This is a genomic window from Rhodococcus sp. 05-2256-B1, from assembly GCF_002258465.1.
GTDB lineage: Bacteria > Actinomycetota > Actinomycetes > Mycobacteriales > Mycobacteriaceae > Rhodococcoides > Rhodococcoides fascians.
The window spans coordinates 236,412-252,484 of sequence record NZ_NOZA01000015.1; the positions used below are offsets into that span (position 1 = coordinate 236,412).

Annotated in this window: 16 protein-coding genes; 14 read left to right on the forward strand and 2 right to left on the reverse strand. The window is 66.1% G+C overall.

Annotation, left to right across the window (positions count from 1 at the left end):
* Positions 1-17 precede the first annotated feature (17 nt).
* Complete coding sequence (locus CH285_RS07105) at positions 18-1,136, reverse strand: NADH:flavin oxidoreductase/NADH oxidase (protein WP_176458483.1); 1,119 nt, start codon at positions 1,134-1,136, stop codon at positions 18-20.
* 114 nt (positions 1,137-1,250) lie between these two features.
* Here CH285_RS07105 and CH285_RS07110 point away from each other — a divergent pair, with 114 nt between their 5' ends.
* The 11 genes from CH285_RS07110 to holA all read left to right on the forward strand — a co-directional run bounded on the left by CH285_RS07110 (position 1,251) and on the right by holA (position 11,997).
* Positions 1,251-2,531 carry a glutamate-5-semialdehyde dehydrogenase gene (locus CH285_RS07110; protein ID WP_094644313.1) on the forward strand — a complete coding sequence of 427 codons (1,281 nt, stop codon included), beginning with the start codon at positions 1,251-1,253 and terminating at the stop codon, positions 2,529-2,531.
* A gap of 51 nt (positions 2,532-2,582) precedes the next feature.
* Positions 2,583-3,464, forward strand: a complete 882-nt coding sequence (locus tag CH285_RS07115) for an AAA family ATPase (protein WP_027497532.1) — start codon at positions 2,583-2,585, stop codon at positions 3,462-3,464.
* A 1-nt stretch (position 3,465) separates the two neighbouring features.
* Positions 3,466-4,881, forward strand: a complete 1,416-nt coding sequence (locus CH285_RS07120) for a vWA domain-containing protein (RefSeq protein WP_094644312.1) — start codon at positions 3,466-3,468, stop codon at positions 4,879-4,881.
* A 107-nt stretch (positions 4,882-4,988) separates the two neighbouring features.
* Positions 4,989-5,702: a nicotinate-nucleotide adenylyltransferase gene (gene nadD / locus CH285_RS07125; RefSeq protein WP_027497530.1), complete on the forward strand. Its 714-nt coding sequence runs from the start codon at positions 4,989-4,991 to the stop codon at positions 5,700-5,702.
* Positions 5,699-6,088 carry a ribosome silencing factor gene (gene rsfS, locus CH285_RS07130; protein ID WP_027497529.1) on the forward strand — a complete coding sequence of 130 codons (390 nt, stop codon included), beginning with the start codon at positions 5,699-5,701 and terminating at the stop codon, positions 6,086-6,088. Before nadD ends, rsfS begins: the two co-directional genes overlap by 4 nt.
* Positions 6,085-6,738 (forward strand): histidine phosphatase family protein, encoded by a 654-nt coding sequence (locus CH285_RS07135; RefSeq protein ID WP_032384542.1) that lies wholly within the window; start codon positions 6,085-6,087, stop codon positions 6,736-6,738. The genes rsfS and CH285_RS07135 overlap by 4 nt, the downstream gene beginning before the upstream one ends.
* Positions 6,725-7,477, forward strand: a complete 753-nt coding sequence (gene octT / locus CH285_RS07140; protein ID WP_094644311.1) for a diglucosylglycerate octanoyltransferase — start codon at positions 6,725-6,727, stop codon at positions 7,475-7,477. Before CH285_RS07135 ends, octT begins: the two co-directional genes overlap by 14 nt.
* Positions 7,474-8,322, forward strand: coding sequence for a DegV family protein (locus CH285_RS07145; protein ID WP_094644310.1), 849 nt, complete (start codon positions 7,474-7,476; stop codon positions 8,320-8,322). The genes octT and CH285_RS07145 overlap by 4 nt, the downstream gene beginning before the upstream one ends.
* A gap of 107 nt (positions 8,323-8,429) precedes the next feature.
* Complete coding sequence (locus CH285_RS07150) at positions 8,430-9,386, forward strand: ComEA family DNA-binding protein (protein WP_094644309.1); 957 nt, start codon at positions 8,430-8,432, stop codon at positions 9,384-9,386.
* Positions 9,383-10,969: a ComEC/Rec2 family competence protein gene (locus CH285_RS07155; RefSeq protein WP_094644308.1), complete on the forward strand. Its 1,587-nt coding sequence runs from the start codon at positions 9,383-9,385 to the stop codon at positions 10,967-10,969. Before CH285_RS07150 ends, CH285_RS07155 begins: the two co-directional genes overlap by 4 nt.
* A 50-nt stretch (positions 10,970-11,019) precedes the next feature.
* Positions 11,020-11,997, forward strand: a complete 978-nt coding sequence (gene holA, locus CH285_RS07160; protein ID WP_179271311.1) for a DNA polymerase III subunit delta — start codon at positions 11,020-11,022, stop codon at positions 11,995-11,997.
* A gap of 75 nt (positions 11,998-12,072) precedes the next feature.
* Here the strand turns inward: holA and rpsT are convergent, their stop codons facing one another.
* The gene (gene rpsT, locus CH285_RS07165; protein ID WP_027497522.1) at positions 12,073-12,333 is read right to left on the reverse strand and encodes a 30S ribosomal protein S20; all 261 of its coding nucleotides are present in this window, start codon (positions 12,331-12,333) and stop codon (positions 12,073-12,075) included.
* Positions 12,334-12,688: 355 nt separating this feature from the next.
* On the opposite strand from rpsT, the gene CH285_RS07170 reads away from it, so the two are divergent.
* From CH285_RS07170 to CH285_RS07180, 3 genes are read left to right on the forward strand one after another with little or no spacing between them, the layout of a single operon-like run.
* Entirely contained in the window at positions 12,689-14,239 is a 1,551-nt protein-coding gene (locus tag CH285_RS07170) for a circularly permuted type 2 ATP-grasp protein (RefSeq protein WP_230591495.1), read from the forward strand.
* Positions 14,240-15,214: an alpha-E domain-containing protein gene (locus CH285_RS07175; protein ID WP_027497520.1), complete on the forward strand. Its 975-nt coding sequence runs from the start codon at positions 14,240-14,242 to the stop codon at positions 15,212-15,214.
* 8 nt (positions 15,215-15,222) lie between these two features.
* Positions 15,223-16,053, forward strand: a complete 831-nt coding sequence (locus CH285_RS07180; protein WP_027497519.1) for a transglutaminase family protein — start codon at positions 15,223-15,225, stop codon at positions 16,051-16,053.
* Positions 16,054-16,073 lie beyond the last annotated feature (20 nt).

Sequence of the window (16,073 nt, forward strand, 5' to 3'; positions counted from 1 at the left end):
GTCTCGTGATGTGACTGTCAGTAGGCCCGCTCGTACTGCGGTGCCACTGCCGGTGTCATCTCCACTCCGAGTTCGCGGGCCGCGCGCCGTGGCCAGTACGGATCGCGCAGCAGCTCACGGGCGAGAAGCACCGCAGTTGCCTCGCCGAGCGAAACGATGTCCTCGGCCTGTTTCGGTTCGGTGATCATCCCCACCGCTGCGGCCGGCATCGTGGTCTCGTTCTGGATACGCCGTGCGAACGGCACCTGGTAACCGGGTTCGACCGGAATCTCGGCGCGTACGTTCCCGCCGGTGGACGTATCGACGAGATCCACGCCGTGCTCGGTGAGTATCTGCGCCAGCGCGACAGTCTGATCAGAGGTCCAACTCGGAGCTTCCAAGTCGGCTGCAGCATCGGACTTCTCGGGTTCGTCGAGCCAGTCCGTTGCCGACAGACGGACGAACACCGGAAGCTCGGCCGGCCACACCTCACGGACCGCGTCGACCACCTCGATCAGCAGGCGAGTCCGCCCCGCGAAGTCGCCGCCGTAGGCGTCGGTGCGGGTGTTGCTGGCTGGCGAGAGGAATTGGTGCAGGAGGTATCCGTGTGCGCCGTGTATCTCGGCTACCTGGAACCCGGCCTTCAGTGCGCGCCGCGCAGCGTTACGAAAATCGTCGACGATCTTCGCGATGTCGTCGGCTGTCGCTTCCCGTGGTGTCGCGTAACGACCGAACGGTACGGCGCTCGGGCCCACGGTCTCCCAGCTCCGGGGATCCTCGGCGGGCAGTGATGTGCCACCGAGCCAGGGAGCCGCCGTCGAGCCCTTCCGGCCCGCATGCGCCAGCTGGATGCCCGGGACGGTACCGAAGGACGAGATCTCGGTGACGATCTCGGCCAGTGCGTCGGCCTGTGTGTCGTTCCAGATGCCCAGGTCCGACGGGCTGATTCGGCCCTCGGGGCTGACCGCGGTGGCCTCGGTGATGATCAGGCCGGCTCCGCCGATCGCGCGGCTCACCAGGTGGGTGCGATGCCAGGCACCCGCGACGCCGACGTTCTCGCCCGTCTCGTCGGCCGAGTACTGGCACATCGGTGCCATCCATACCCGGTTGGGAAAGGTGAGCTCGCGCAATGTCAGGGGCTCGAACAGGGCACTCACAGGTGGTTCCTCCGGTCTGTCGGTCTCGACGTCGGTGACGTCGGCGATGTCCACGCTGTGCTGCAACGACGTGGAGATGCAGCTTCATTCCCCGGCCCTATTAGTGTGTAGTGCATGACTGCTTCCGTCTCGGCCGCTTCGGTGCCGTCCTCTGCCGACTTGCGCGAGAACGTGCACTCGGCTGCTCGCCGAGCCCGCGTCGCTTCACGTGCATTGGCGTTGCTGACCACTGCGGAGAAGGATTCGCTGCTGCATGCCGCGGCCGACGCCGTGCTGGCCGCAGCGGAGCCGGTGCTCGCAGCCAACGCCGCCGACATCGAGATCGCCCGCGCTGCGGGAACGGACGAGGGTCTGCTCGATCGGCTGCGGCTGACGGCACCGCGCATCGACGGTATTGCCGCCGGGCTGCGGCAGGTGGCGGGCCTACCCGATCCGATCGGCGAGGTCATCCGCGGATCGACGCTCCCCAACGGGCTCGAGATCAGGCAGATGCGGGTTCCGCTGGGCGTCGTGGGCATGGTCTACGAGGCGCGCCCCAACGTGACCGTCGACGCGTTCGGTCTGGCGTTCAAATCCGGGAACGCAGTGCTGCTGCGGGGGTCCTCGTCCGCGGCGCAGTCGAACGCAGCCCTGGTCGAGGCGCTGCAGGGTGCGCTCACGAGCCACGGGCTGCCGGAATCGGCCGTACAACTGCTCGGCAGTGCTGATCGGTCGACGGTCACCCACCTCATTCAGGCCCGCGGGCTGGTGGATGTCGTGATCCCGCGTGGGGGAGCGGGTTTGATCGCCGCGGTCGTGCGTGATGCCACGGTTCCCACCATCGAGACCGGGGTGGGTAACTGCCACGTCTATCTGCATTCCTCCGCCGACGCGGAGACGGCCGAGAAGATCGTGCTCAACGCCAAGACCCGCCGGGTGAGCGTGTGCAACGCCGCCGAAACGGTGCTGGTCGATGCCGCGATCGCCGAGACCATGGTGCCGAGGTTGTTGCAGGCGTTCCAGATGCACAGTGTCACGGTGCACGGTGATCTGCCGGGGTTGGTTCCTGCAGGCGACGACGATTGGTCGCAGGAATACCTCTCGCTCGACATCGCGCTGAAGGTGGTCGACGGCATCGACGAGGCAATCGACCACATCGACCGATACGGCACCGGCCATACCGAGGCGATCGTCGCGTCGGACATCGGTGCTGCGCGCGAATTCACCCGACGAGTCGACGCGGCTGCCGTGATGGTCAACGCCTCCACCGCGTTCACCGACGGCGAGCAGTTCGGCTTCGGTGCCGAGATCGGCATCTCCACCCAGAAGCTGCACGCCCGCGGCCCCATGGGCCTGCCCGAGCTGACCTCGACCAAATGGACGGTGTGGGGCGACGGGCACGTCAGACCCGTCTGACCGGCCTGCAGCCACTCGACCCGCCAGACCCGATCTTCCAGGAGTTGTGACGTGGACCGTGCCCTACCGACGACACCACCGTTGTTCGCGAGCGTGAACGATGTTCAGGCCCGTCTGGCCGAGACGGGGTATCTGGCCGACAAGGCCACGGCCACATCGGTCTTTCTCGCCGATCGCCTCGGCAAGCCGCTGTTGATCGAGGGTCCCGCCGGAGTCGGCAAGACCGAATTGGCGCGCGCGGTCGCGCAGTCGACCGGAGCCGAACTGGTGCGACTGCAGTGCTACGAGGGTGTCGACGAGGCGAGGGCACTATACGAGTGGAACCACGCCAAACAGATCCTGCGTATCCAATCCGGCTCGAGTGCCGACTGGGACTCGACGAAGCTCGACGTGTTCTCCGAGGAGTTTCTGCTGGCTCGGCCGCTGCTGCAGGCCATTCGCCGAACCGAGCCGACCGTGCTCCTGATCGACGAGACCGACAAGGCAGATGTCGAGATCGAGGGCTTGCTTCTCGAGGTGCTCAGCGACTTCGCGATCACCATTCCCGAGCTGGGCACGATCACTGCGGAGCGCACCCCGTTCGTCGTGTTGACCTCCAATGCCACGCGCGAACTGTCGGAAGCTCTCAAGCGCCGCTGCCTGTTCCTGCACCTCGACTTCCCCGACGCGGACCTCGAGCGTCGAATCCTGGCCAGCCGCGTTCCCGAACTGCCCGAGGCGATCGCGGAGCAGATGATCAAGACCGTCCGCGTGCTCCGAGGGATGCAGCTCAAGAAGTTGCCGTCGGTGGCCGAGACGATCGACTGGGGTCGCACACTCCTGGCCCTCGGCATGGACACCCTCGACGACGACGCGGTCCGGTCGACGCTCGGAGTCGTGCTCAAGCATCAGTCGGATCAGGTGCGCGCCGCCGCCGAACTGCGGCTGAACTGACATGCTCGCCCCACACGGAATTCCCGGTCATCTCGTCGGCTTCGTCGAGGCGTTGCGTAAGCGTGGGATCTCGGTGGGGCCGTCGGAGACCGTCGATGCCGGACGCGTGCTGGCGGTGTTGGATCTGTTGGACCGAGAAGCGGTCCGCGAGGGGCTGGCCTGCGCGCTGCTGCGACGTCCGACGCACCGCGGGGTGTTCGACGCGTTGTTCGACCTGTGGTTTCCGGTGGCATCGGGTACCAGGGATTCGGGGCAGATCGACACCGCGCTGCCTCGCACCGAGACAGGCGAGGTCGATATCGATGCGTTGCGTGAACTGATCGTCGAACTGCTCTCGGACGACTCGGCGGAGGCGGCCGAACTGACCCAGATGCTGGCGGCCCAGATGGTCGAGGAGCTCGGTCAGTACAAGTCCTCGAACGGGCCGTCGTTCTCGGCCTATCAGGCGTTGCGTGATGTCGCTCCCGACACGCTGCTTCGCAAGATCCTCGACGGCCTGCTGGGCCGAAGTGACGACGCGCCGGATCGGCCCACCGACGACTACGAGTCGGAGGTGGCCAAACGTACTGCAGCGCAACGTATTACCGACCTACGCAAGATGGTCGAGAGCGAGACGAGGCGTCGGTCGGCCGAGAAACTGGGCCGCGACCGGGTAGCGAGCTACGGTGTTCCGAAACTGGCAGAGGAAGTCGATTTCCTGCGTGCCTCGGACACGGAGATGGCTGCGTTGCGACGTAACGTCGCACCGCTGGCGCGGTTGCTGGCCTCGCGACTTGCGGTGCGCCGCAGTCGAAGCAGGCACGGCTCCATCGATCTGCGACGCACGCTGCGCAAATCCATGTCGACCGGCGGTATTCCCATCGATCTGGTGGAGCGCAAGCCCCGTCGGGCGCGGCCGGAACTGGTTGTGCTGTGCGATGTCTCGGGGTCGGTGGCCGGATTCAGCAACTTCACTCTGCTGCTGGTGCATGCTCTTCGTGAACAGTTCTCCCGGGTGCGAATTTTTGCGTTCGTCGACTCCACCGACGAGGTGACGCGGTTCTTCGATTCCGGGGCAGACCTCGGGGCCGCCATGAGCCGGATCGTGCGGGAAGCGGACCTGGTGACCTACGACGGTCATTCGGATTACGGGCATGCTCTGACGACGTTCGACGAGAAGTACGCGCAGGTCATCACCAGCCGCAGTTCGGTTCTCGTTCTGGGCGATGCCCGGACGAACTATCGCGAACCGAAGCTGCCGGCGTTGGCCCGAATCGTCTCGGTGGCCAAGCACGCCTACTGGCTCAACCCCGAGCCCAAATCTCAGTGGGGATCCGGTGATTCGGCGGCCAAGGTGTATGCGGACGTGATTGCGATGCACGAGTGTCGGTCGGCCCAGCAGCTCGCGATGGTGGTCTCACGTCTGTTGCCGGTATGAGGCGTGTAACCGGCGTCGCTGCCACGGACGTAGAATCGTCGGTTGTGCAGCACGAATCCGGCCCCGGTGAGGACACGAACACCACGCCGACTCTCCGGTTGGGGGTCATGGGCGGCACTTTCGATCCCATTCACCACGGTCACCTCGTGGCTGCCAGCGAGGTGGCGGCCACGTTCGGTCTGGACGAGGTCATCTTCGTTCCCACCGGGACCCCGTGGCAGAAGGAGGGCAGGTCGGTCAGCCCGGCCGAGGATCGCTACTTGATGACGGTCATCGCCACCGCGTCGAATCCTCGGTTCTCGGTGAGCCGGGTCGACGTCGACCGGGAGAAGTCGACCTACACCGTCGACACCCTGAGGGATCTTCGAGCGCAGCACCCCGATGCCGAGTTGTATTTCATCACCGGTGCCGATGCGCTCGAGTCCATTTTGACGTGGCAGAACTGGGAGGAGCTCTTCGAGCTCGCGAAGTTCGTCGGAGTGACGCGGCCGGGGTTCGAGCTCGGCGTCGATCATCTGGCCAACCATCTACGATCGTTGCCCGCCGACACTCTCACATTGATGGAAATCCCGGCACTCGCGATATCGTCGACGGACTGCCGACGTCGTGCCGGTGAAAATCGGCCGGTCTGGTACCTCGTCCCGGACGGCGTCGTGCAATACATCTCGAAGAGGAACCTCTATCGACCACGGGGCGCGCAGCGCCTCGACGGATCCGTCACCATGTCGGAACCGGCGCCACAGAAGAAGCAACCGGCCGGGTCGGTCACCAGCGCAGTGACCGCGAACCCGAGCCATACGAGTGGGAGTACACCGAAGTGACTGCAACAGCCGAAGCCGCCGAGATGGCGCGTATCGCCGCGCTCGCAGCCGACGACAAACTGGCCAGCGACGTGGTGATCCTCGACGTCTCCGACCAGCTCTACATCACCGATTGCTTCGTGATCGCCTCCGCGCCCAACGAGCGTCAGGTCAACTCGATCGTGGAGAACATCGAGGACCAGCTTCGTGAGGCCGGACACAAGCCGGTGCGTCGCGAGGGCACCAGAGAGGGCCGCTGGGCGCTGTTGGACTACTCCGACATCGTGGTGCACGTCCAGCACAACGAGGAGCGCAACTTCTACGCGCTCGAGCGGCTGTGGAAGGACTGCCCGACGATCGAGGTTCCGGGCCTCGGTCAGCATCCGGCACCGGAACCGGAGCAATGATCCGGCGGCTCATCCTGCTTCGCCACGGTCAGACGGACTACAACGCCACCGACCGTATGCAGGGCCAGCTCGATACCGATCTGTCCGAGCTGGGCCGCAGTCAGGCGAAGACGGCTGCGGCCGAACTGGCTGTCCGCGCGCCCATCCGCATCGTCTCGTCCGATCTCAAGCGCGCTCTCGACACTGCGGAAGCTCTCGGGGACGCGGCTGGAGTCGCGGTGTCCACGGACGAGCGGCTGCGGGAGACACATCTCGGCGACTGGCAAGGACTCACCCACACCGAAGTGGACGACATCGCCCCCGGTGCGCGTCCGGCCTGGCGTGCCGACGCAACCGTCGCCCCGCCCGGTGGGGAAAGTCGCATCGACGTTGCGAACCGCAGCGTGCCGCTGGTGCGTGAGCTCCTCGGCGGCGTCCCCGAGTGGGGTGCCGACGGCGACCAGCGACCACTGGTGCTCGTGGCGCACGGAGGGTTGATCGCGGCCCTGACCGCAGCGTTGCTCGCACTGCCGACCGATCGCTGGCCGGTGCTCGGCGGCCTCGCCAACACCAGCTGGGTACAGCTCGGTGCGCACGGACCCGGCGACAACCCGTCCTGGCGGCTCGACGTCTGGAACGCCTCGGCGCGGGTGGCCAGTGACGTCCTCTGAGGAGGCCACCGCGCGCCCCGTGCTGCTCGTGCTGGCGGACTCGCTGAGCTATTACGGACCCGAGGGCGGGCTGCCGGTCGACGATCCTCGATTGTGGCCCAATATCGTTGCTGCAGAGCTGGATTGGGATGTCGAGCTGGTAGCCCGTATCGGCTGGACGAGCCGCGATGCGTGGTGGGCTCTGACCCAGGATCCGCGAGTGTGGGCGGTGATACCGCGGGCCGGTGCCGTCGTACTCGGAATCGGCGGCATGGACTCGTTGCCGTCGCCGCTACCGACCGCGTTGCGTGAGCAGATCCGCTACATCCGTCCGCCCGCACTTCGGCGGGTCGTTCGCGCGGGTTATCAAGCGGTGCAGCCGGTTCTGTCGCATCTCGGTTGGCCGGTGGCGCTTCCGCCGCGACTGAGTGTCGACTACCTCGAGCAGACCCGCGCCGCATTGGCCTACGTGCGGCCGGAATTGCCCGTCGTCGGTACCTATCCGTCGGTGCATCGGTGCGACGCCTACGGGCGGGTGCATTTGGGGCGCGAGCCCGCGGTACGAGCGCTGCGTGCCTGGAGCGACGAAAATAGTGTTCCCATGGTCGATCTCGCGGAGGCAGTTCGGCCGAACATCGAGTCCGAGAACGCCAACCCCGACGGAATCCACTGGGGTTGGGACGCACACGTGGCCGTGGCCGACGCAATGCTGACGGTGTTGCGACCGGTGGCAGCGGCGGCAGCGATCCGGCACCCATGACCGTCGCCGTCGTCACCGACTCGTCGTCCTGCCTGCCCGCGTCCGTAGCCGCCGAGTGCGGTATCGCGGTGGCACCGCTGCATGTGTTGGTGGACGGCGTCGACCATCGTGAGGGTATCGACGAGATTCCCGAACGATCGACCGACGGAAAGCCGGTGACGACCGCGGGGGCGTCTCCGGGCGAGCTGACCGAGGTCTATGCCGCAGCTCTCGAACGCAGTCGCGGGGCGGGCGTCGTCGCACTGCACATCTCCCGGGGCCTGTCGAGCACCTGGGAGGCTGCGCGGCAGGCCGCCGAGCAGATCGGATCGTTGGTGAAGGTGGTCGATTCCGGTTCTGCCGGAATGGGATTGGGCTACCCGGCGCTGGCAGCAGCGTATGTTGCAGCGGGTGGAGCCGGACTCGACGAGGTCTACGACGATGCTGTTCGCAGGTCTGCGTCGTCGAGATGTTTCATCGTCGTCGATCGATTGGATCACCTGCGCCGCGGCGGTCGTATCGGCACTGCCGCAGCCCTGCTCGGTACGGCCCTGGCGATGAAGCCGGTGCTGCACATCAGCGATGGTGCGCTGGTGTTGCGCGAGAAGACGCGAACCTCCTCGAAAGCACTGAGCAAGCTGGTGGACGCGGCAGCTGCCGCGGCAGCCGACATCGGTACGGATTCCGGGGTTGTCGTGGCGGTGCACCATATGCAGTGCGCCGAGCGAGCCGAGGACGTCTCAGCCATGCTGATGGCGCGTATCCCGAACCTGACCAGCGTCGACGTGCTGCCGTTCGGTGCGGTGCTCGGTGCACACGTCGGTCCCGGTGCCGTCGGCGTAGTCGTCGCTCCTGATCATCGGTAGGGCGTATCGAGCCGCATCATCCACAGAATCTCGGTTGTGCACAGGGCAGTTCGCGACCACTGTTCGCCCCGGTCAGGTCCGTCCGGAGGGCGCTAGCGTCCTGAGACATGGGCGGCGACGACGATCGGGCACACACGGTGGCACGATTGAATTCCGTGCGGAGGCAGAGTGATTCCGCGCGCGCCGAGCCGCGCCGAGTCGACGAATTCGATGACCCCCAGGGCGAGCCGCCGATCGGGCAACCACAGGACGGCGTCGTGCATCCCGATCCGGAGTGGCTGCTTCCTGCCGTGCAGCGTCCCGAATCACCATGGTCGTCGTTGCTACCGCAGCGGTGGCGATTCGCGCGGGTGGATCCCGGCCGACCCGGTGTGAAGGCGTTGGCGGCGGCGGGTGTGTTCGTGGTCCTCGTCGCCGGCTTCGCGGTGTTTCGAGATGCGCCGACGCCTGCGCCCGCACCACCACTGGCGGTGGTCTCCACCGACGCCGCCGATACCCGCGCGCCGGACTCGGCGATGTCCGAATCCGGATCGTCGGGCCGGTCGCCGGACAAGACGGCCGGCACGGCACCGGTCGCGGAAACAGAACTTGTCGTCAGTGTCGTCGGACTCGTCGCGCATCCCGGTCTCGTTCGGCTGCAACCGGGCTCGCGCATCGCCGACGCCTTGGCCGCAGCGGGAGGGGCCGTGGAGGGCGCCGATCTGTTGGCGCTGAACATGGCAGCTCGGGTGTCGGACGGCGATCAGATCGTCGTGGGGCTCGTGCCGGCTCCGGCGGCCCCTCCGGTCAGCGGCACCACGTCGGGTCAGGGCGCAGGGCCGGGCGGAGTTGCCGGTTCGACGACGGACCAGGCGGGCCCGGCCGCCGGCGGGGCGGTGGACCTCAATACGGCCACGGTCGCAGAATTGGACGCGCTGCCCGGTGTGGGACCGGTGACGGCAACGTCGATCGTGAGCTGGCGAGACACGAACGGCCGCTTCGTATCGGTCGATCAGCTCGCCGAGGTCGACGGTATCGGCCCGGGCCGGCTCACCAAGATTCGCGACCTGGTCCGAGTCTCGTGACCGGGGTGCCGTCGTCGTCGGACTCCGAGGAACCAGTTCCTTTCGACATCCGCCTGATTCCGGCGGCAGCGGCATCCTGGTCGATCACTGCGACCGGTATTCTCGCCGGTCCGAGCGCGGCGGTGAAGGCCACGGTGGTGACGTGCGCGATCGTGGTGCTGGGAGCCGTTGTGCTGCAGAGGATCTCGAAGGGTCGAGCGGACACCGCGAGACACGTGTGGTCCGGGGCGGCCGCGGTGATCGTCGTGGCGTTGTGTTTCGGCGGTGCGATCTGGCTCCAGATGCGCTCGGTGGCGGAGCATCCAGTGGCTGCGGCCGCGCAGAATCGGGCATGGATCACGGCAGTGGTCGACATCGAAGAAGACCCGCGACGTCTGCCCGCGCCCGGGCCGCCGATGGTGATGTTGCAGGCGGAGATGACCCGCGTCGATGTCGGTGGCGAGGCGCTCTACGTCGGCGGCCGGGTATCGATCGTGGCACCGGAGTCGACATGGTCGGCACTGCTTCCGGGCCAGCAGATCACGGTCCGGGGCCGGCTCGGGGTACCCACCAGGTCCGATATGACCGTGGCCGTCATCCGAACGACCGGTCCGCCGGTGGCCGTAGGTGAGCCCGGACCGGTCTCGTCGGCGGCGGGCTCGTTTCGCTCGAATCTGGCAGATGTGGCGCAGAATTCGCTCCCGTCGGACCGGGCAGGTCTACTGCCGGGCCTCGTCGTGGGCGATGTCTCACGATTGGACGAGCAGGTAGTCGAGAACTTCCGAGCCGCGGGATTGACGCATCTGACCGCGGTGTCGGGTGCGAACTTCTCGATCCTGATCGGTGCCGTGCTGTTGGTGTTGCGCGGCATAGGGATCGGGCCTCGCGCGACCGTCACGATTGCCTTCGTCGTTCTGATTGCCTTCGTCGTCGTGGCCCGACCGTCTCCGAGCGTGTTGCGCGCCGCGGTGATGGGGTCGATCGGTTTGCTGGCCTTGGTGACCGGCAGACGGAAGCAAGCGGTCCCGGCCTTGTGCGGCGCGGTGTTGGCACTACTCGGGTGGTGGCCGCGGCTCGCCGTGGACGTCGGATTCGTGTTGTCGGTGTTCGCCACCGCGGGGCTGGTGCTGGTGGCACCGATCTGGGTGGACTGGCTGCGGGCCCGAGGATGGCCCCGGGCAGCTGCGGAGGTGGTGGCGGTCGCCGCGGCGGCCCACGTGGTGACGGCACCCGTCGTCGCGGCAATGGCGGGAACGTTCAGCGTGGTGGGTGTGGTTGCGAACGTACTGGTCTCGCCGGTCGTCGCCCCCATCACCGTGGTGGGCATCGTGACTGCGGTGTTGGCTGTGGTCAGCACCTCGTTGGCCGACGTGACGGCGCAGCTGGCGTCGGCACCGTTGTGGTGGTTGATCACGGTGGCCGAGCGTGCCGCGTCGGTGCCGGCAGCATCGGTCGTCGTTCCCGAGGGTGTCCGAGGAATCGCGGCGGCGACCGTCGGCACAGTCGCGCTCCTGGGCGCGCTGCGATGGGCGTTGTTCCGCTGGGTGTCGGCCACGTTCGCGATTGCACTTCTGGCGCTGTGGACGGCCCACGTCGTGTGGTGAGTGCCGGTCCGAAGCGGATGTCCGTGGTGTCGGCGGCGCATGGCACGATCATGGTCGTGACTTCGAGTGTGGCTCCTCTGCATCTGGTACTCGGCGACGAGGAACTACTGATGGATCGTGCGGTGGCCGCGATCGTGACGCAGGTGCGTGCGAATGCGGCGATCCCGGGGGAGGACCTCCCGGTGACCCGGCTGCGGACCGGTGACGCAAGTGCTCCCGAGCTCGCCGAACTGCTGAGTCCGTCGCTGTTCGCCGAAGACCGTGTCGTCGTACTCGAGGCGGCGGCCGAGGCCGGTAAGGATGCAGTCACTCTGGTGCTCGACGCGGCTACCGATCCACCCGAGGGTGCCGTCGTGGTGGTCATGCATTCCGGCGGCGGCCGCGCCAAAGCGATGGTCGGTGCCCTCCAGAAATGCGGGGCTCAGGTCCACGAATGCGTCAAGCTCACCAAACCGGCCGAGCGGATCGATTTTGTCCGGGGCGAGTTTCGCGCGGCGGACGTCCGCGTCAGCGGCGAGGTGATCGAGGCTGTCGTCGAGTCCGTCGGTAACGAACTCCGCGAATTGGCCTCGGCGTGTTCGCAGTTGGTCTCCGATACCGGAGGCAAAGTCGATCTGGCCGCCGTGCGTCGGTACTACTCGGGCAAAGCGGAGGTATCGGGATTCGACGTCGCGGACAAGGCCGTCATCGGTGATCGAGCCGGCGCTCTCGAAGCCTTGCGGTGGGCGATGCACCGGGGAGTGGCACACGTTCTCCTCGCGGATGCGCTCGCCGATGCCGTGCGCACCATCGCGCTCGTCGGCTCGGCCGGTCGCGGTGACCCGTTCCGGATGGCAGGCGAACTGGGAATGCCGCCCTGGAAGATCAAGAAGGCGCAGGGCCAAGCGCGCGGGTGGAACGGCCGCTCGATAGCGCAGGCCCTGCGCGTGGTGGCGCAGCTGAACGCCGACGTCAAAGGTCAGGCAGCGGACGCGGACTACGCGGTGGAGCGAGCTGTCGCCGAGGTCGCCTCGTTGGGTGACCGCTAGCGGGGTGCCCGGCGCACGACAAAGCCCGCTGCGTCCTCGTCGGATGCAGCGGGCTCGGTCGAGCTCAGTACGAGATCAGAGCTTGTTGACTGCGAGAGCCAGTGCCGACTTCTTGTTGGCGGCCTGGTTCTTGTGGATGACGCCCTTGCTGGCGGCCTTGTCGAGCTTGCGGCCGGCATCGAGGAGAATCTCGGAAGCCTTGTCCTTGTCGCCCGCAGCCTGTGCCTCGCGGAACGAGCGGATGACGGTGCGAAGGGAGGACTTCACCGACTGGTTGCGCAGGCGTGCACGCTCGTTGGTGAGAATCCGCTTCTTCTGGGACTTGATATTGGCCACGCGTAAAATCCTTGTCGTCTTCGTCGGTATTCCGGTCAGGGCGATCCATGCTGGAATGCCCGAAGTCTGCTGCTGAGCGTTGAGCCCTGCGCCGAAGATCGAGAATACCAGCACAGGACGGCAGAACCCAATTCGGAGTCGCCCTCCACAGCCGTTTCAAGAATTTAACGCTTCTACCGCGCCTAACTCCTGTCTCTGTAGCAACATTGCCAGGATGAGTCCGCGATCGGCAACGCATGCCGCCTCCAAGGCCAAAGCGACCAGAACGAAGTCAGCGGATCGTGTCGAACCCGATGCAGACGGGGTGTTCGGGGGGTACTCCGACGTCGGAAAGTACAGCCTCGCCTTCGACGAGATGTTCGACTCGGACGGCCGTACTCGAACGCCGTACAAAGGAATCCACACGGCGCTCGCCCCGGCGAACGCCGTGGACCTGGACGCCAGATCGGATGCGCTCGGACGCGCGTTCGTCGACCAGGGCATCACGTTCTCACTGTCCGGCCAAGAACGCCCGTTCCCGCTCGACCAGGTGCCCCGCGTCATCGCAGCAGGGGAGTGGTCGCGTCTGGAACGCGGCATCAAGCAACGCGTCAAGGCTCTCGAGATGTTTCTCGCCGACATCTACGGAGACCAGGAAATCCTGCGAGACGGCGTCGTTCCGAAACGGCTGATCACGTCGTGCGAGCACTTCCACCGTGAGGCCGTCGGCATCACCCCGCCCAACGGCGTACGTATCCACGTCGCCGGAATCGACCTCGTCCGCGACGCGCAGGGCACGTTCCGTGTCCTCGAAGACAACCTGCGTTCACCCTCGGGCGTCTCCTACGTCATGGAGAACCGCCGGACCATGGCCCGGGTGTTCCCGGACCTGTTCGCCAGTCACCGCGTGCGTGCCGTCGGCGACTACGCCTCGCACCTGCTGCGGGCACTGCGCGCATCGGCCGCCCTCAACGAGGCAGACCCGACCGTGGTGGTTCTCACTCCGGGCGTGGCGAACTCGGCGTACTTCGAGCACTCGCTGCTCGCTCGGCTGATGGGCGTCGAGCTCGTCGAAGGTCGAGACCTGTTCTGCCGAGACAACATCGTCTACATGCGCACCACCGAGGGCGAGCGTCAGGTCGACGTCATCTACCGACGAATCGACGACGACTATCTCGACCCCATGCAGTTCCGTCCCGACTCGGTGCTGGGAGTGGCAGGTCTGGTCAACGCCGCCCGCGCAGGCAACGTCGTCATCTCGAGTGCCGTCGGAAACGGCGTCGGCGACGACAAGCTCGTCTACACCTACGTTCCCACCATCATCGACTACTACATGGGCGAGAAGCCGCTGCTGGCCAACGTCGACACGTTCCGGTGCTGGCTCGACGACGAGTGCGAGGAAGTCCTCGACCGCATCGACGAACTGGTGATCAAGCCGGTGGAAGGTTCTGGCGGCTACGGCATCGTCTTCGGACCCGACGCCTCGCCGAAGGAACTCGCCACCATCAGCAAAAAGGTCCGCGCGGATCCGCGCGGCTGGATCGCCCAGCCCGTCGTACAGCTCTCGACGGTGCCGACGAAGATCGGCGATCGCTTGGTACCCCGCCACGTCGACCTGCGGCCGTTCGCGGTCAACGACGGCGACGACGTCTGGGTGTTGCCCGGCGGTCTGACCCGGGTGGCGTTGCCGGAGGGGTCCTTGGTGGTCAACTCCAGCCAGGGCGGCGGTAGCAAGGACACGTGGGTGCTCGCCACCCGTACGTCGCAGGAGGAGCAGGAGCTCGCCGGCGACGAGATCGTCAGCGTTCCGCCGGAGTCACCGATGGCCGAACAAGGCCCGGAGCTGACGATGGACCAACAAATGAATCAGCAGCAGCAGCAACAGCAGCAGGCAACGAACTCGGACTCGAACGGCGGTGGACAGTAAATGCTCGCGCGCAACGCAGAGTCGCTCTACTGGATCGGTCGGTATGTCGAGAGAGCGGACGACACGGCCCGCATTCTCGATGTCACCGTCCACCAACTTCTCGAAGACGCCACAGTCGATCCCGACCACACTTCGCGAGTGTTGTTGCGAGTGCTCGGTTTCCAGCACGAGCCGGACGTCTCGCTCGACGTGTGGTCGCTTACCGAGGTCGTCGCCTTCAGCCGCGACGGATTGGGTTCGATCGTGGACTCACTGTCGAGTGCGCGCGAGAACGCCCGAGGTGCGCGTGAAGTCACGTCCAGTGAGATGTGGGAGTGCTTGAACACCACGTACAACGGATTGAACGAGCGCATCAGGGCGTCCAAGCGCACCGGCCCGGCCGAGTTCTTCAGCTACATCGAGGAGCGCGCCGCGATGTTCGCCGGTCTCGCGGACTCCACCCTCAGCCACGACGACGGCTATCGCTTTCTCCTGCTCGGTCGCTCGGTCGAGCGCATCGACATGATCGTTCGGTTGTTGCTCTCGCGAGCCGGTGACCGGCCGTCGTCGCCGGCGTGGGTCACTGTGCTTCGCTCGGCCGGTGCCCACGACACCTACCTGCGCACCTACCGCGGCGCGCTCGATGCCCAGCGAGTACTGGAATTCATGTTGTTGGACAGGCTCTTTCCACGATCGGTGTTCTACGCACTCAACGAGGCGGAACGATCACTCGATCAGCTCGACCATCAGCCCAACAGTCGAGTCGGTGCGCGCGCAGAGGCGCAGCGTCTACTCGGTCGCGCTCGCAGCGAACTCGAATTCCTGCGTCCCGGTGAAATTCTCGACGATCTGCAGGAGCGCCTGCTCTCCCTGCAGGAAACCTGCCGTGAGCTCGGTGATGCGATCTCCAAGCAGTATTTCCACGCCGCTCCGTGGGTGGCGTGGACGGACGCCGGCTCGGGAACATTCGAAGATCAATTGGAAGGTGAACTGTGAGCTGGCGTATGCGTGTCGTGCACACCACGGGCTATCAGTACGACGCACCGGTGACGTCGTCGTACAACGAGGCTCGACTGACGCCGCGAAGTGACAATCGGCAGAACGTGATTCTCAACCGAGTCGAGACCAACCCGGTGACGCGTTCCTACCGCTACACCGACTACTGGGGGACAGCGGTGACGGCGTTCGACCTGCACGCACCGCACACCGAGCTCGAGGTCACCGGATCGTCGGTGGTCGAGACCGATCCCTTCGTCTACCCGGATGAGAATGCCTCCTGGGAGGAACTCGCGAGCGACCAGGTGATCGACCGCTTCAACGAGGTCCTCGACAACACCGGATACGTGCCGAAGAACAGGCAACTCGCGTCGGTCGCGAAAAAGCTGTCGAAGGGTCTGCCGCCGCAGGAATCGGTCGTCGAGATCTCCAACTGGGTCAACCAGGAGATGTCGTACGTTCCCGGTACCACCGGTGTGCACACCTCGGCCGTGGAGGCCTGGTCGGAGAAGAAGGGTGTCTGTCAGGACTACGCCCACCTGACGCTGTTGATGCTGCGCAGCGTCGGCATCCCCAGTCGGTACGTCTCGGGCTACCTGCATCCGAAGAAGCAGGCCGCGATCGGTGCGACGGTCGAGGGCCAGTCTCACGCCTGGATCGAGGCCTGGACCGGTGCGTGGTGGGGCTACGACCCGACCAACGCCATCGCCGTCAACGAGCAGCACGTGTCGGTCGGACTCGGCCGTGATTACGCCGACGTCCCGCCGCTCAAGGGCATCTTCTCCGGCGGCGGTTCGACGGCTCTCGACGTGGTCGTGGAGATCACGCGACTGGCCTAGCGTCGTGCGCGTTTTGCGTA

Bases quoted from the DNA above. Each gene is read 5' to 3' on its own strand.
- CH285_RS07110 (WP_094644313.1), top strand. From the start codon at position 1,251: ATGACTGCTTCCGTCTCGGCCGCTTCGGTGCCGTCCTCTGCCGACTTG.
- CH285_RS07120 (WP_094644312.1), top strand. From the start codon at position 3,466: ATGCTCGCCCCACACGGAATTCCCGGTCATCTCGTCGGCTTCGTCGAG.
- nadD (WP_027497530.1), top strand. From the start codon at position 4,989: ATGGGCGGCACTTTCGATCCCATTCACCACGGTCACCTCGTGGCTGCC.
- CH285_RS07135 (WP_032384542.1), top strand. From the start codon at position 6,085: ATGATCCGGCGGCTCATCCTGCTTCGCCACGGTCAGACGGACTACAAC.
- CH285_RS07145 (WP_094644310.1), top strand. From the start codon at position 7,474: ATGACCGTCGCCGTCGTCACCGACTCGTCGTCCTGCCTGCCCGCGTCC.
- CH285_RS07150 (WP_094644309.1), top strand. From the start codon at position 8,430: ATGGGCGGCGACGACGATCGGGCACACACGGTGGCACGATTGAATTCC.
- holA (WP_179271311.1), top strand. From the start codon at position 11,020: ATGGTCGTGACTTCGAGTGTGGCTCCTCTGCATCTGGTACTCGGCGAC.
- CH285_RS07170 (WP_230591495.1), top strand. From the start codon at position 12,689: ATGTTCGACTCGGACGGCCGTACTCGAACGCCGTACAAAGGAATCCAC.
- CH285_RS07175 (WP_027497520.1), top strand. From the start codon at position 14,240: ATGCTCGCGCGCAACGCAGAGTCGCTCTACTGGATCGGTCGGTATGTC.
- CH285_RS07180 (WP_027497519.1), top strand. From the start codon at position 15,223: ATGCGTGTCGTGCACACCACGGGCTATCAGTACGACGCACCGGTGACG.